This is a genomic window from Parasphingorhabdus litoris DSM 22379, from assembly GCF_020906275.1.
GTDB classification, from domain to species: domain Bacteria; phylum Pseudomonadota; class Alphaproteobacteria; order Sphingomonadales; family Sphingomonadaceae; genus Parasphingorhabdus; species Parasphingorhabdus litoris.
Genome location: NZ_CP086727.1, coordinates 1,771,766 through 1,785,320 on the forward strand (window position 1 = coordinate 1,771,766; position 13,555 = coordinate 1,785,320).

At 52.8% G+C, this 13,555-nt stretch carries 15 protein-coding genes; 8 read left to right on the forward strand and 7 right to left on the reverse strand.

What is annotated here, in order from left to right; genetic code table 11:
- Window positions 1–66: 66 nt before the first annotated feature.
- The 4 genes from BS29_RS08565 (at window position 67) to BS29_RS08580 (ending at window position 3,141) form a co-directional block, all read left to right on the forward strand.
- Window positions 67–303: an acyl carrier protein gene (locus BS29_RS08565; protein ID WP_074205387.1), complete on the forward strand. Its 237-nt coding sequence runs from the start codon at window positions 67–69 to the stop codon at window positions 301–303.
- A gap of 155 nt (window positions 304–458) precedes the next feature.
- Entirely contained in the window at window positions 459–1,715 is a 1,257-nt protein-coding gene (gene fabF / locus BS29_RS08570; protein ID WP_229956763.1) for a beta-ketoacyl-ACP synthase II, read from the forward strand.
- 7 nt (window positions 1,716–1,722) lie between these two features.
- Complete coding sequence (gene mltG / locus BS29_RS08575; protein WP_229956764.1) at window positions 1,723–2,694, forward strand: endolytic transglycosylase MltG; 972 nt, start codon at window positions 1,723–1,725, stop codon at window positions 2,692–2,694.
- Between the two features lie 9 nt (window positions 2,695–2,703).
- Complete coding sequence (locus tag BS29_RS08580) at window positions 2,704–3,141, forward strand: hypothetical protein (RefSeq protein WP_229956765.1); 438 nt, start codon at window positions 2,704–2,706, stop codon at window positions 3,139–3,141.
- A gap of 6 nt (window positions 3,142–3,147) precedes the next feature.
- Here the strand turns inward: BS29_RS08580 and BS29_RS08585 are convergent, their stop codons facing one another.
- From BS29_RS08585 to leuA, 4 genes are all read right to left on the reverse strand, one after another.
- Complete coding sequence (locus BS29_RS08585; protein ID WP_229956766.1) at window positions 3,148–3,756, reverse strand: hypothetical protein; 609 nt, start codon at window positions 3,754–3,756, stop codon at window positions 3,148–3,150.
- Window positions 3,757–3,844: 88 nt separating this feature from the next.
- The gene (locus BS29_RS08590) at window positions 3,845–4,975 is read right to left on the reverse strand and encodes a serine hydrolase domain-containing protein (RefSeq protein ID WP_229956767.1); all 1,131 of its coding nucleotides are present in this window, start codon (window positions 4,973–4,975) and stop codon (window positions 3,845–3,847) included.
- 23 nt (window positions 4,976–4,998) lie between these two features.
- On the reverse strand, window positions 4,999–5,970 hold the full coding sequence (locus BS29_RS08595; protein ID WP_229956768.1) for an NAD(P)H-dependent flavin oxidoreductase: 972 nt from the start codon (window positions 5,968–5,970) through the stop codon (window positions 4,999–5,001).
- A 103-nt stretch (window positions 5,971–6,073) separates the two neighbouring features.
- Window positions 6,074–7,732 carry a 2-isopropylmalate synthase gene (gene leuA, locus BS29_RS08600; protein ID WP_229956835.1) on the reverse strand — a complete coding sequence of 553 codons (1,659 nt, stop codon included), beginning with the start codon at window positions 7,730–7,732 and terminating at the stop codon, window positions 6,074–6,076.
- A gap of 342 nt (window positions 7,733–8,074) precedes the next feature.
- On the opposite strand from leuA, the gene BS29_RS08605 reads away from it, so the two are divergent.
- The 4 genes from BS29_RS08605 (at window position 8,075) to BS29_RS08620 (ending at window position 10,056) form a co-directional block, all read left to right on the forward strand.
- Window positions 8,075–8,560, forward strand: a complete 486-nt coding sequence (locus BS29_RS08605) for a YHS domain-containing (seleno)protein (protein ID WP_229956769.1) — start codon at window positions 8,075–8,077, stop codon at window positions 8,558–8,560.
- A 60-nt stretch (window positions 8,561–8,620) separates the two neighbouring features.
- Window positions 8,621–8,911: a hypothetical protein gene (locus BS29_RS08610; RefSeq protein WP_229956770.1), complete on the forward strand. Its 291-nt coding sequence runs from the start codon at window positions 8,621–8,623 to the stop codon at window positions 8,909–8,911.
- Between the two features lie 78 nt (window positions 8,912–8,989).
- The gene (locus BS29_RS08615; protein ID WP_229956771.1) at window positions 8,990–9,532 is read left to right on the forward strand and encodes a YHS domain-containing (seleno)protein; all 543 of its coding nucleotides are present in this window, start codon (window positions 8,990–8,992) and stop codon (window positions 9,530–9,532) included.
- Between the two features lie 125 nt (window positions 9,533–9,657).
- Window positions 9,658–10,056: a BLUF domain-containing protein gene (locus BS29_RS08620; protein ID WP_229956772.1), complete on the forward strand. Its 399-nt coding sequence runs from the start codon at window positions 9,658–9,660 to the stop codon at window positions 10,054–10,056.
- A gap of 42 nt (window positions 10,057–10,098) precedes the next feature.
- Here the strand turns inward: BS29_RS08620 and ilvC are convergent, their stop codons facing one another.
- From ilvC to BS29_RS08635, 3 genes are all read right to left on the reverse strand, one after another.
- Window positions 10,099–11,118 (reverse strand): ketol-acid reductoisomerase, encoded by a 1,020-nt coding sequence (ilvC, locus tag BS29_RS08625; RefSeq protein WP_229956773.1) that lies wholly within the window; start codon window positions 11,116–11,118, stop codon window positions 10,099–10,101.
- Window positions 11,119–11,240: 122 nt separating this feature from the next.
- Window positions 11,241–11,756: an acetolactate synthase small subunit gene (gene ilvN, locus BS29_RS08630; RefSeq protein ID WP_229956774.1), complete on the reverse strand. Its 516-nt coding sequence runs from the start codon at window positions 11,754–11,756 to the stop codon at window positions 11,241–11,243.
- The gene (locus BS29_RS08635) at window positions 11,756–13,501 is read right to left on the reverse strand and encodes an acetolactate synthase 3 large subunit (protein WP_229956775.1); all 1,746 of its coding nucleotides are present in this window, start codon (window positions 13,499–13,501) and stop codon (window positions 11,756–11,758) included. Before BS29_RS08635 ends, ilvN begins: the two co-directional genes overlap by 1 nt.
- Window positions 13,502–13,555 lie beyond the last annotated feature (54 nt).

Genomic DNA, 13,555 nt, shown 5'->3' on the forward strand with positions numbered 1-13,555 from the left:
CTTGCAAGCAGCGCGCCATGCCACTAGGACAAAATGGAAATTAATACCAAAGAAGAAGGAACTCTCATGAGTGAGACTGCAGACCGCGTAAAAAAGATTGTTGTTGAGCATCTCGGCGTTGAAGCCGACAAAGTGACCGAAGAAGCGGCATTCATCGATGATCTGGGCGCTGACAGCCTCGACATTGTTGAGCTTGTAATGGCTTTTGAAGAAGAATTCAGCGTTGAAATTCCTGACGATGCAGCTGAAAAAATCGCGACTGTCAAAGATGCGATTGATTTCATCGACAACAACAAGGGTTAATTGATTTTGGAATGCAGCCTGATATCCGGGCTGCTATTCCGGGGCCAATGATCGCTAAATAATTACAAAGCGGCTCACCGGCCTGGGAAACACTTCCTGAACCGGTGGCCGCTTTTGAATTGGGGCTTAGCTAAGCCTGAGATAAGGAGCAAAACATGCGTCGTGTTGTAGTGACCGGACTGGGTTTGGTAACACCTCTTGGTGGAGATGTAGAAACAAGCTGGAGCAACATATTGGCTTCAAAATCCGGTGCTGGAAAGATCACACGCTTTGATGCCTCTAATCAGAAATGTCATATCGCTTGTGAAGTGAAGCCAGCGGACCATGAATATGGTTTTGATCCCAATTTGCGTGTTGATCACAAGGTTCAACGGCAAGTTGATCCTTTCATCGTTTATGGCATTGATGCTGCGGGACAGGCATTGGAAGATGCCGGTCTTACCGAGTTGAGCGATGAAGAGAAGCTGCGCACCGGTTGTTCCATCGGCTCGGGCATTGGTGGTCTTCCTGGTATCGAGAAGGAATCATTGGTTCTCAACGAACGTGGACCTGGACGGGTGAGCCCGCACTTCGTTCACGGACGATTGATTAACCTGATTTCCGGTCAGGTTTCGATTAAATATGGACTGATGGGTCCCAATCATTCGGTGGTAACCGCGTGCTCCACCGGTGCTCATAGTATTGGTGACGCAGCGCGGATGATTGCTCTGGATGATGCAGACATCATGCTGGCTGGTGGTGCCGAGGCAACGATTTGCCCGATTGGTATTGCCGGTTTTGCACAGGCCAAGGCGCTATCCACCAAGCGCAATGACGATCCAACGGCGGCTTCCCGCCCGTATGACAAAGACCGCGATGGCTTTGTCATGGGTGAGGGCGCTGGTGTCGTTGTTCTGGAAGAATATGAACGGGCCAAGGCCCGCGGAGCGACAATCTATGCCGAAGTGGTTGGCTATGGATTGTCAGGCGATGCCTATCACGTGACGGCACCGCATCCCGAAGGTGTCGGCGCCTATAACTCAATGGCAATGGCGCTGAAGCGTTCGGGCCTGACCACTGCGGATATTGATTATGTCAATGCGCATGGCACCTCGACCATGGCGGATGTCCTGGAACTGGCCGCCGTCCGCCGCCTGTTTGGCGATGATATCGCAACCATGTCGATGAGCTCAACCAAGTCGGCGATCGGCCATTTGCTGGGCGGTGCAGGTGCGGTGGAGGCGATATTCTCCATTCTCGCGCTGCGTGACCAAACCGTACCACCGACGTTGAATTTGGATGATCCGGAAGACAGCTGCGAAGGTGTGGATCTGGTGCCGCATGTGGCCAGAAAACGGGAAGTGAAAGCCGTGCTCAGCAACAGCTTCGGTTTTGGCGGAACCAATGCCAGTGTCATTATGAAGGCGGTATAGCACTATCATGCGGCGCTTCGGTTGCCTTATCCTTGTTGTTGCAGCGGTCATTGTCGGCCTGGTTGCCGGTAATTTTATCTATGGGTGGACTGCTGCCGGGCCGCTTGAAGCAGAACGCCAATTTATTGTTAAACCGGGCTCTAGCCTTGGCATGGCGGCCAAAGCTATGGAAGAGGAAGGGGTTATCAAATCCGCTGATGCCTTCCTCAATCGTGCGAAGGTTTTTGGCGGTTCGGAACCGATCAAAGCTGGCGAATTTATCATTCCCGCAGGGGCGAGCAATGCAACGATTTTGAGTATCTTGCAGGGCGGAAAAACGGTGCAGCGGCTGATCACGATACCAGAGGGTACACCGTCGATCATTGTGCATGAAAAGCTCATGGCCGAAAAACTGCTGACTGGTGATATTCCTGTTCCTGAAGAGGGCTCTGTTTTGCCGGACAGCTATAGCTTCGAGCGGGGGGAAAACCGGGCTGCGGTCGTTGGGCGCATGCAAAAGGCGATGAAAGATACAATTGCTGAATTGTGGCCCAAGAAAACGGCTGCCAGTGTTGTCAAAACCCCAGAAGAAGCGATCATATTGGCGGCGATCGTCGAGAAGGAAACAGCCCTTGCGCGCGAACGCCGGACGGTGGCCGCAGTCTATAGCAACCGGATAAACCGCAATATGATGCTGCAAGCAGATCCGACGATTATCTATCCCATTACCAAAGGCAAGCCGCTGGGAAGGCGCATAAGACAGTCCGAAATCGCTGCGGTGAATGACTATAATACCTATTCTATGGTCGGATTGCCCAAGGGGCCAATCGCCAATCCGGGACGCGCATCGATTGAAGCAGTGCTTGATCCGGCGGACAGCGATTATCTTTTCTTTGTCGCAGATGGCAAAGGCGGGCATGTTTTTGCAAAAACCCTGGCAGAGCATAATGCCAATGTCGAAAAATGGTTCGCCATCCGCCGCGAACGGGGCGAAATGTAGGAAAGCCTGATGGCAATATTTGCGATGAATAATCTGTTGGCATCGGTCTTGGCCGTTGCCAGTCCACAATTGCCGGAAAATTCTGAAGACGTTTGGGAGAAGATGGCGCAGACGGCACCAGCTGAACCAGATGGCGAAGCATCACAAAAACTGCTTGGGCGCTATTATCTGCGCGGCGTGATGGAAACCGCATCCGGCCTGCAATTGTCGGAAGACGGCAGCTTTCAATGGTATTTGAGTGTTGGCGCGCTGGATATTTTGACCGGCGGCCGCTGGAGCTTGCAGGACGGGAAGGTGACATTGGTCTATGACCCACCCGCAGAAGGTGCGCGCTATGACCCACTAGGAACGGTTGTTATGAAGATCGATGGAGATAATCTTGTACCGCCTGCCAATATGGGGCGGGGCATATATGTCAAAGCGCAGCCTCGACCAGAGAGTGAATGAAGCAGTTTAGTCTTCGTCACCGTCAACTGCGGCAGCCACGATGATGATCCCGGCATCGACCATATCTTGATCGTCCGAACCGCCTGACGGCATTACAACCATCCTGAGCTTGGTTTTGCCATCCTCATCCGGCGTCCGCCACGACATTGTGTTGAGCGGTGAAAATGGTCCGGGCATGCCATTTTCAGTCATCCCTACGGCGTTGGCGCGCTTGGTCAGTCGTTCCAGAAAACTGGTCCGCTCCACGCCCAGCATCATTGGTTCGTGAGACGGCTGTGATGTCAGAAGGATGCAGTAGCGATCCTCCTCATCCTCTCCCCATGTCACGACATAGCGATCAGAAAACAAGTGAAATAGCGAGTCATTTGTAGCGTAGCGTGGGTGCAGCACGTCCCTGCCTTTGTCGGTAATGGGTAACAGCATCATGCCGGCAAAGGGTGCAATGTCATTTTGAACAAAGCCTAGGCAATCATCGAATATGATCCGCATCACCCGGGGTTCATTGTCTGCAATTGCGTCGACTTCAGATGCAGAAGCGGCGGTTATCGGCAATATTGCGCACAGAAATGTCGATACCGCATATTTCAATCCGGTCCATTTTGTTGTCTGCATCATGTTTTCAATCCAAATGGGATGTAGAGAGAACTAAGGTGAACAGCGGCGTTGTCCAGTCGTTGGATAATCCGGCATCAAGCGATGTTCATTATTGCAAGGAAGCATAAATGGCCTGAACAAGGCCCAAGCCGCGTGGATCGCCCAACAGACCGGATTCCATCCGGTTCATGACATAGGAAAAACAAAGGCGCTGATCCTGATCGACGAGAACTGTAGAGCCCCCATAGCCGCCCCAGAAGCAGGTATTTTTATTCGGGCTGAGCGGCATGAGCTCATTGTTCAACCCATAGCCCATTCCAAATACCATAGGGACGCCAAGAACGAGATCGATGCCAGCAGATTGCTGCTCAAAAATTCGCTTGGTTCCGGCTTCGGACATTATTTTCTTGCCAAATGCAGAGCCATCATTTGCCATGGCTGTCTGGGCCCGAACGATGGAACGGGCGTTTCCATGACCATTGGCGGCGGGAATTTCCGCCGCTCGCCATTTCCGTTCACGCGGTTCGGTGGCATCAACTTTTGGGTTGGCGAAAGTGCGAGAGGCAATGGATTGATTTTCTTCCATTTCGATTGGGTCTGCCGGTGGAATTAAATTCCCGATCCGGTTGTCGAGTTTGGCAGCTGTGCCGATATGAAAGTCGGCGTCAACAGGCTCGGCAATTTCCTGCCGGAAGAAATTCCCAATGGATTGGCCTGTTACACGGCGCACAATCTCACCGATCAGATGCCCCTGAGTTAGCGCATGATAGCCTGATTGTGTGCCAGGCTCCCACCAGGGTTTCTGACCCGCCAGACTGCTCGTCATCCACTCCCAGTCATAAAGCGCGTCACCCTCAACGGGTTCGTCCATGCCCGACAGACCCGCGGTATGGCTAAGGAAATGGCGAACTTCGACCGTCTCTTTGCCATTCTGCGCAAATTCCGGCCAATATTTTGCGGCGGGCGCGTGAAGATCGACCTCTCCGCGATCAGCCAATAAAAGCAGAGACATGGCTGCCATTGTCTTGGTGCTCGACCAGACGTTGACAATCGTGTCTTCCTGCCAGGCCGTTGTCCGCTCGGCATCGAGATGACCGCCCCACAGATCAACCACAAATTCACCTTGATAGGTGACAGCAACCGATGCGCCGATATCGTTATGGTCGCGAAAGTTGGTTTGGAACGCCCTTTTTACCGCCTCAAAACGCGAATCACAGGTTCCGTGAATTTGCTCGGCCATCCGGTCTTCCTCCCGCGCGATTGCTAGTAGTTAAAGCGCTCCACAAGGCTTTCACGGGCCGCCCGATATTCTTCGGTAAACTGATCGACCATTTCTTGCACGGAGACCACATCATCGATCAAGCCAACGCCCTGACCACAGCCCCAAATATCTTTCCAGGCTTTCTTCTCGGTATTGCCACCGGAACCGAAGTTCATGGTGCTGTAATCGCCTTCAGGCAGATTATCCGGATCCAGGCCTGCATTCTCGATCGATTGGCGCAGATAGTTGCCTTTGACCCCGGTAAACAGGTCGGAATAAACGATATCTGCTGCCTTGCCCTCTACAATACCCTCTTTATAGCCTTGGTCGGCATTGGCTTCTTTTGTGGCGATAAAGGCCGATCCGGCATAGCCCAGATCTGCGCCCATGGCCTGGGCCGCCAATATCGATGCACCGGATCCAATGGAACCGGACAAAGCGATCGGGCCATCAAACCATTGCCGAATTTCCTGCATAAGAGCGAATGGTGATAGCGTCCCGGCATGGCCGCCGGCACCGGCAGCGACAGGGATCAAGCCATCGGCGCCCTTTTCAATTGCCTTATGGGCAAAGCGATTGTTGATAATGTCATGCAGCGTAATTCCGCCCCATCCGTGAACGGCCTTGTTGAGATCCTCAATCGCGCCGAGAGACGTGATGACGATCGGCACCTTCCACTTGGCACAGGTTTCCATGTCCTGATCGAGACGGTCATTGGACTTGTGGACAATCTGGTTAACGGCAAAGGGCGCAGCCGGCTTGTCGGGATTATCCCGGTTCCATGCGGCGAGTTCTTCGGTAATCTGATGCATCCACTCATCGAGCAGGCTTTGCGGCCGTGCGTTGAGGGCAGGGAAGGATCCGACGATACCGGCTTTACACTGCGCAATGACCAGCTCTGGTCCCGATACGATAAACAGAGGTGAACCGATAAGCGGCAGGCGAAGATTGTCGAAAATGGCAGGTAAAGTCATAAGGTCCCCAATAGAAAGGCTAAACGGAAAAGCTTAGATCTCCGCCATACCGCAAGATGCAGCGGATTCCACTGTTATTTTAACCGATTGCTTAATATGGGCGCTAAATGCGGTTTACCGCGCTTAGTAGCGCCTCGACTGAGGCTCTGGCCACGTCGCTGTTTATGCCGACACCATAGAATTCACGGCCGTCACCGGTCTTGCATTCGACATAGGCGGCCGCTTGCGCGTCCTTGCCTGATCCGAGTGCATGTTCCTGATAATCCATGATTTCCAGCGTGATGCCCAGTGAAGAGGCGAGGGCGTCGACAACGCTTGATATCAGGCCGTTACCGCGACCGCTCACCGAAGTCTCTCCCTCTGGTCCCTTGACCTTGCCGACGAAAATCCTCTCGCCGCCCGCCTGGCTTTCCTGATAGTCGATGAGGCTGTAATTGCCGCCGCCGTCGAGATGATAGCGTTTCTGGAAAGCGCCCCAGATATCCTCGGCAGACAGCTCGCGGCTTGTCTCGTCTGCCAGTTCCTGCACCGTGCGGCTGAAATTCGCTTGCAGGCGTTTGGGCAGCTTGAGCCCGTAATCCTGTTCCAATATCCATGCGATGCCGCCTTTGCCGGACTGGCTGTTGACGCGGATTACCGCTTCATAATCACGGCCTATGTCGCGGGGATCAATTGGCAAATAGGGAACATTCCACAGCTCGTCATTGCGCTGTTCCTGGGCTGTAAAGCCTTTCTTGATCGCGTCCTGATGAGAGCCGGAAAAGGCCGTGAAAACCAGTTCGCCGGCATAGGGATGGCGCTCTGGCACCGGTAGTTGATTGCAATATTCCACCGTATTGACGATCTCATCCATGTCGGAAAAGTCGATTTTTGGATCAACGCCCTGCGTGTACATGTTCAGACCCAGCGTCACCAGGTCGACGTTGCCGGTCCGTTCGCCATTGCCAAACAGACAACCTTCGACGCGGTCAGCACCGGCCATCAGGCCGAGCTCTGATGCAGCAATGCCCGAACCACGGTCATTATGCGTGTGGAGGCTGATCACGACATGTTCACGCTTGCTGATATGCTTGCACATCCATTCTACCTGATCAGCGTAGATATTGGGCGTAGAGGCTTCGACTGTTGCCGGCAGGTTGAGGATCAGCGGTTTCTCAACGGTTGGCTCAATAATCTCCATAACTGCTTCGCAAACTTCGAGGCTGAAATCGATCTCTGCGGTAGAGAAGGTTTCCGGCGAATATTCGAAATGCCAGTCGGTATCCGGATATTTTTCAGCCTGTTCGCGCAGGATGGTTGCGCCTTCTCTGGCAATGTCCTTCACGCCGTCTTTGCCCAGTTTGAAGACAACATCGCGCCATGCCGGTGACACAGCATTATAAAGGTGGACAATCGCCTGTTTGGCACCCTCCAGGCTGGCGAAGCTGGTTTCGATCAAATCGCGGCGGGACTGGGTCAGTACCTGCACCATCACATCGTCCGGTATGCTGCCAGACTTGACCAGACCGCTGATGAAATCAAAGTCCGTCGCACCGGCGGATGGGAAGCCGACTTCAATTTCCTTGATCCCGATTTTGACGAGCAGATCAAAGAAGCGCTGCTTCTTTTGCGCATCCATCGGATCGATCAGGGCCTGATTGCCGTCTCGCAGATCGGTGGAGAGCCAGCGCGGGGCCTTGTCAATGGTTCGGGAAGGCCATTGCCGGTCGGGCAAATCTATCTGGCCAAAGGGACGATATTTTTGAGATGGAACAGGATGCATGGTCGATACTCTTATGCTGCAAGCGATTTCACGCAAGGCGGAAATTGCTAGTTAATTTCAATTTTCTGGAAAAAATAATCCCTTAGACGAGGCCGCTGCATCGAGCAGCAGCATAGCTACGCCTAAGGGCGCATAAGTCGGTGTAGCTCTAGGTTTGAGACACGTGCCATGGTCAATGTTCTTATCTGCTGCGGTGTAAAAATCAACCATGCTGGTGAATTTATTTTGCAGGAAGTGAAACCTTTTCCCTCGCTTGCGCGAAACCATCAGCGAGCATGATGGCTCAACGAAATTATTTTTACCCCGAATCACAAGAACTTAAATCTTACCAAGGAACTGAAAATGAAAAATCTAATTGTGCCATTGGCACTTGCACTCGCAGCGACAACCGGGACATTCGCGCTTCCGATCGACGCTGCCATAGCCGGCCCAACCTATACTGGGGTTAAAGGTGGAAACACTGCGGTAGGCGGATATGATGTCACGTCTTACTTCACCGGTAGCGGCGTTCCCGTGAAAGGCAGCAAAGCTCACAAAGTCACTTACAAGGGCGCTGACTATTATTTCAGCACGGCTGCCAACGCCAAAAAGTTTAAAGAAAAGCCAGCGCAATTTGCGCCGCAATATGGTGGCCATTGTGCCTGGGCCATGTCACGCGGCTCGCTCGCTCCCGGAGATCCGCTGGTTTACAAAGTGGTCGACGGCAAACTCTACCTTAACGTCAACAAACAGGTTCAGAAAACCTGGCTGACCGATGTTGCCGGCTTCATCAAAAAGGCAGACATTAATTGGCCGAAATTCCCAGACGACGCCAAATTTGGCGGCTGATCGGGTCCCAATTCGTCACGCACCAATCTAACTTAAACACGTATAATGAAGGAAAATACCATGAATAACCAACGTAAACTTTCCACGATGCTCGCCATTATGGGTGGTCTGTCTCTTGCGACACCGTCAGTCGCATTGGCGACATGTGCGGCTGCCGCTCCAGCAGCCCAGGCAGCCTGTGGCGCCTGTGCAGCAGCAGCATGTGCCGCATCCTGCGGAGCCTGTGCCGCCGCTGCCTGCGGTGCCTGCGCCGCTGCTGAATGCGCTGCTGCCTGTGCCGCTGATGCCGGCGCTTGCGCCGCTCAACCAGCTGCTTGTGGCGCCTGTGCCGCCGCCTGTGCACCGCAATAAAGAATAGTGGTTTGAGGGGGTTAGCTTGTGTTACAACCAGCTGCCTCCTCAGTTAGAATTTTGAAAAAGGACTTACCAATGAACAAGACATTCCTCGCAGCCATCATGATGGCCACATTACCCATTGCATGTTCTGCTCCCTCATCTGATACCGCAGAAACCAGCGAAACTGCCGAAACGGCGACCATTGTCGAAGTTTCCGATGACATGAAACTACCCGTTTTCACTGGTCCAGCCGGATCGGAAAATGTGGCTGTCAGCGGCTATGATACGGTCAGCTATTTTGAAGGTGACGGCGTGCCTGTGGAAGGCAGCAAGGATCATCGCGTCAAATATAATGGCGTCGAATATCACTTTGCTTCAGCAGAAAATGCCGCCAAATTCCAAGCTGAGCCTGCGAAATATGCGCCGCAATATGGCGGACACTGCGCCTGGGCCGCATCACGGGGCAAGCTCGCATCTGGCGATCCTAACCTCTACGCGATTGTCGACGGCAAACTCTATTTGAACTTCAATCAACAGGTTCAGAACACCTGGAACGAGGATGTCACCGGCTTTATCGAAAAAGCCGACAAAGAATTCCCGAAAATTCCAGCGGACGCTCGTTACGATGACGCTTAATCGCAGGTCAAATAACTCAAAAGGGCGGTGGAACATGGTTCTGCCGCCCTTTTTATTTTCCGAATAGGTAAAAATTAACCAGAGTCAGATAATCCTGCAAATCTCCAGCGTTTGCAAGGCCCAGCATGTACAGACTTGTCTATATCAGCACGCCAAAACCGGATATCACTCCGGCAGAAATGGCCGATATCTTGCGCGTCGGGCGCCGGAATAATGTCAAGAACGGTATAACTGGTCTTTTGATCCAGGATAAAAGGCGCTTTCTTCAATATCTGGAAGGGGAAGAAGAGCAGGTCGAGGAGACTTTCGCTCGGATATCCGCAGACAGACGCCATTCCGCGATAATCCAGCTGAAAAATGGTTATATCGGGCGCCGTCAATTTCCCAAATGGGAAATGGCATCAAAATATGTCGATGGTGACGCCAGTCTGCTATCGGCAGTCAAGGAACTGGTAAAAAACTGCGATCGCGATGTGGCAAATGAATTGATGAGCTTTGCCGAGGCCCGGGACCGCGCCGCGTAGCTTCCAACAAGCTACGTGCTAGCACGGTCCCAAGTTCATAGTTTAGTTTTTCTCTTTGTCGACAAGCTGATTAGCACCAATCCAAGGCATCATGGCGCGCAGCTCGGCACCGGTTTTCTCGATCGGATGCGCTTCGGCCTGCTTGCGCGCTGCTTTCAGTTCCGGCTGACCAGCGCGGTTGTCGAGGACGAAGTCCTTGACGAAACGGCCCGATTGAATATCAGCCAATACCCGCTTCATTTCAGCCTTTGTTTCATCGGTGATGATCCGCGGACCGGTCGTAATGTCGCCATATTCCGCGGTGTTGGAGATGGAATAGCGCATATTGGCAATGCCGCCTTCATAGAGCAGATCCACAATCAACTTGGTTTCGTGCAGACATTCGAAATAGGCCATTTCCGGTGCATAGCCAGCTTCGGTCAGTGTCTCGAAACCAGCCTGAATCAAATGGGTAATCCCGCCGCAAAGCACCGCTTGTTCACCGAACAGGTCCGTTTCGCATTCTTCCCGGAAATTGGTTTCGATAATGCCGGAGCGACCGCCGCCGACACCGGAAGCGTAGGCGAGGGCGACGTCATGGGCATTGCCGCTCTTGTCCGCATGAACGGCAACCAGGCAAGGAACACCGCCGCCGCGCTGATATTCACTGCGCACAGTGTGGCCAGGGCCTTTTGGTGCAATCATGATAACGTCCAGATCATCGCGCGGTTCAATCAAGCCAAAATGCACGTTTAGGCCATGCGCGAAGGCAAGGGCGGCGCCTGGTTTCATATTGTCATGATAATCGGCGGCATAGATTGCGGCTTGATACTCATCCGGCGCCAAGACCATAACGATGTCAGCCCAGGCGGCGGCATCTGCATTGCTCAGGACTTTGAAATCGGCTGCTTCGGCTTTTTTCGCAGTTGCTGAACCTTCACGCAGGGCAATAGCGACCTCTTTGACGCCGCTGTCGCGCAGGTTCTGCGCATGGGCATGACCCTGACTGCCATAGCCGACAATCGCGATCTTCTTGTCCTTGATAAGGCCAAGATCGGCATCTGCGTCGTAGTAAACTTTCATGTTCTTTCTCCGGTTTTTCGTCATGCCGAACATGTTTCAGCGTCCAAAATGTCTTTCGCGGGACATAAGGCCCTGAAACCAGTTCAGGATGACGAGTGTTTCAATTCCATAATCCGTACTATTCAGGCCGCATCCAGCCCCCGGCCAATGGCGACAACGCCGGTCCTGCCGACTTCGACAAGGCCGACTTCGCGCATGAGGGCGACAAATGTCTGAATTTTATCAGGCGCGCCGGTAATTTCGAAAACAAAGCTTTCAGTCGTGGCATCGACCACTCTGGCACGATAAACATCGGCGAGCCGCATCGCTTCGATCCGGTTTTCACCTTTGCCGGCAACTTTGACCAATGCCAGCTCGCGCTGCACATGTGGCCCCGCTTCTGTCAGGTCGCGAACGCTGTGAACTGGCACCAACCGATCCAGCTGTGCGATAATTTGTTCAATGACATGCGGTGGGCCATTGGTGGCGATGGTGATCCGGCTAATCGCGTGATCCGCACTGATATCAGCGACAGTCAGGCTTTCGATGTTATAGCCGCGCGCCGTGAACATACCGGCTATCCGCGCCAATATGCCAGCTTCATTGTCAACCAATACGGCCAGAACATGCCGTTCAACCCGTTCTTCTTTGATATGCATTACACCAGCGCCTTTGCGTTATCATCCATCGTGCCCGTGACATCTTCTGGCGCCAACAGCATTTCAGTATGCGCTGCGCCCGATGGGATCATCGGAAAGCAATTGGCCAGTTTTGCAACGCGGCAATCGACCAATACTGGACCATCCGTTTCAATCATTTTTTGAATTCCAGCCTCAAGATCAGCGGGATCTTCAATCAAAATACCTGTCCAGCCATAGCTTTCGGCCAGTTTGATAAAGTCTGGCAAACTATCGGAATAACTATTTGAATAACGGCTCTCATAGGTCAATTCCTGCCATTGTCGGACCATACCCATATATTCGTTATTGAGGATGAATATCTTAACTGGAAGGCGATATTGGCTAGCCGTACCCAATTCCTGAATATTCATCTGGATAGATGCTTCACCGGCAATGTCGATTACCAATGCGTCGGGATCGCCCAGCTGTGCCCCAATGGCTGCTGGCAGACCATATCCCATGGTGCCAAGGCCGCCACTGGTCAGCCATTTATTGGGTAGTTCAAAGTCAAAATGCTGTGCGGCCCACATCTGATGTTGACCGACCTCTGTGGTGATGATCGGATTGCGTTCATGTGTAGCTTCCCACAGTTTGCGAATGGCTTCCTGTGGCATGATCTCGGTCTTGCTTTCCGGATAAGCGAGGCAATTTGTTGCCCGCCAGCCTTTGATCCGCGCCCACCATTCTTCATAGTCAGGAGCGCTAAACTTTCGCCCTTTAAGAACCGCAAGCAATTGCTCCATGATCCGGCCAACGTCGCCGATAACCGGCAGATCAACCCGGATTGTCTTGTTTACCGATGAGCGGTCAATATCCACGTGAATTTTCTTGCTGTTCGGTGAAAACGCGTCGATCCGTCCAGTGATGCGATCATCAAAGCGCGCGCCGAGGCAGATGATCAGGTCTGATCTGTTCATTGCCATATTGGCTTCATAGGTACCATGCATGCCCAGCATGCCTAGCCATTGCTCTGATGATGCGGGGAAAGCCCCCAGTCCCATAAGCGTAGAGGTTACCGGCGCACCAACCAGTTCTGCGAGTTCGCGCAATGTTTCACTGGCTTTCGGGCCGCTATTTATGACACCGCCGCCGGTATAGAATATCGGCGCTTTGGCCTGCATGATCATCTCAGCAGCCTGGTTTATCGCTTTGAAATCGCCATCAATTTGCGGCTGATACCGTGAATTGGTTTTCCCGTTATGTGCGCTGAATTCGGCCTCTGCGACCTGAACATTTTTTGGAATATCAACGACAACAGGACCAGGACGTCCTTGCGTCGCGATATGGAAGGCTTCGTTCAATACACCCGCAAGCTCTGAAGGTTGCTTTACGAGATAATTATGCTTGGTGCAGTGCCGAGTAATGCCAACCGTGTCGGCTTCCTGAAAGGCATCTGAACCGATAAGATTTGTTGCAACCTGTCCAGTAATCACGACCATTGGAATTGAATCCATTAACGCATCTGTGATTCCGGTGACCGCATTGGTTGCACCCGGGCCGGATGTGACCAAAACAACACCAGGCTTGCCAGTTGAGCGGGCATAGCCTTCCGCTGCATGAGTGGCAGCCTGCTCGTGGCGTACCAAAATATGCTTGATCTTAGGATGATCATAGAGAGCATCATAAATCGGCAGCACTGCGCCGCCGGGATAGCCAAATACGGTGTCGACACCCAGATCAAGCAGGGTTTGAACCAATATATCTGCACCGCTTTTTTCGGCCACGTGAAGCTCCATTGCCATAGTTAAACCCGCCAAGGGCGGGCGTTTGATAGGCGA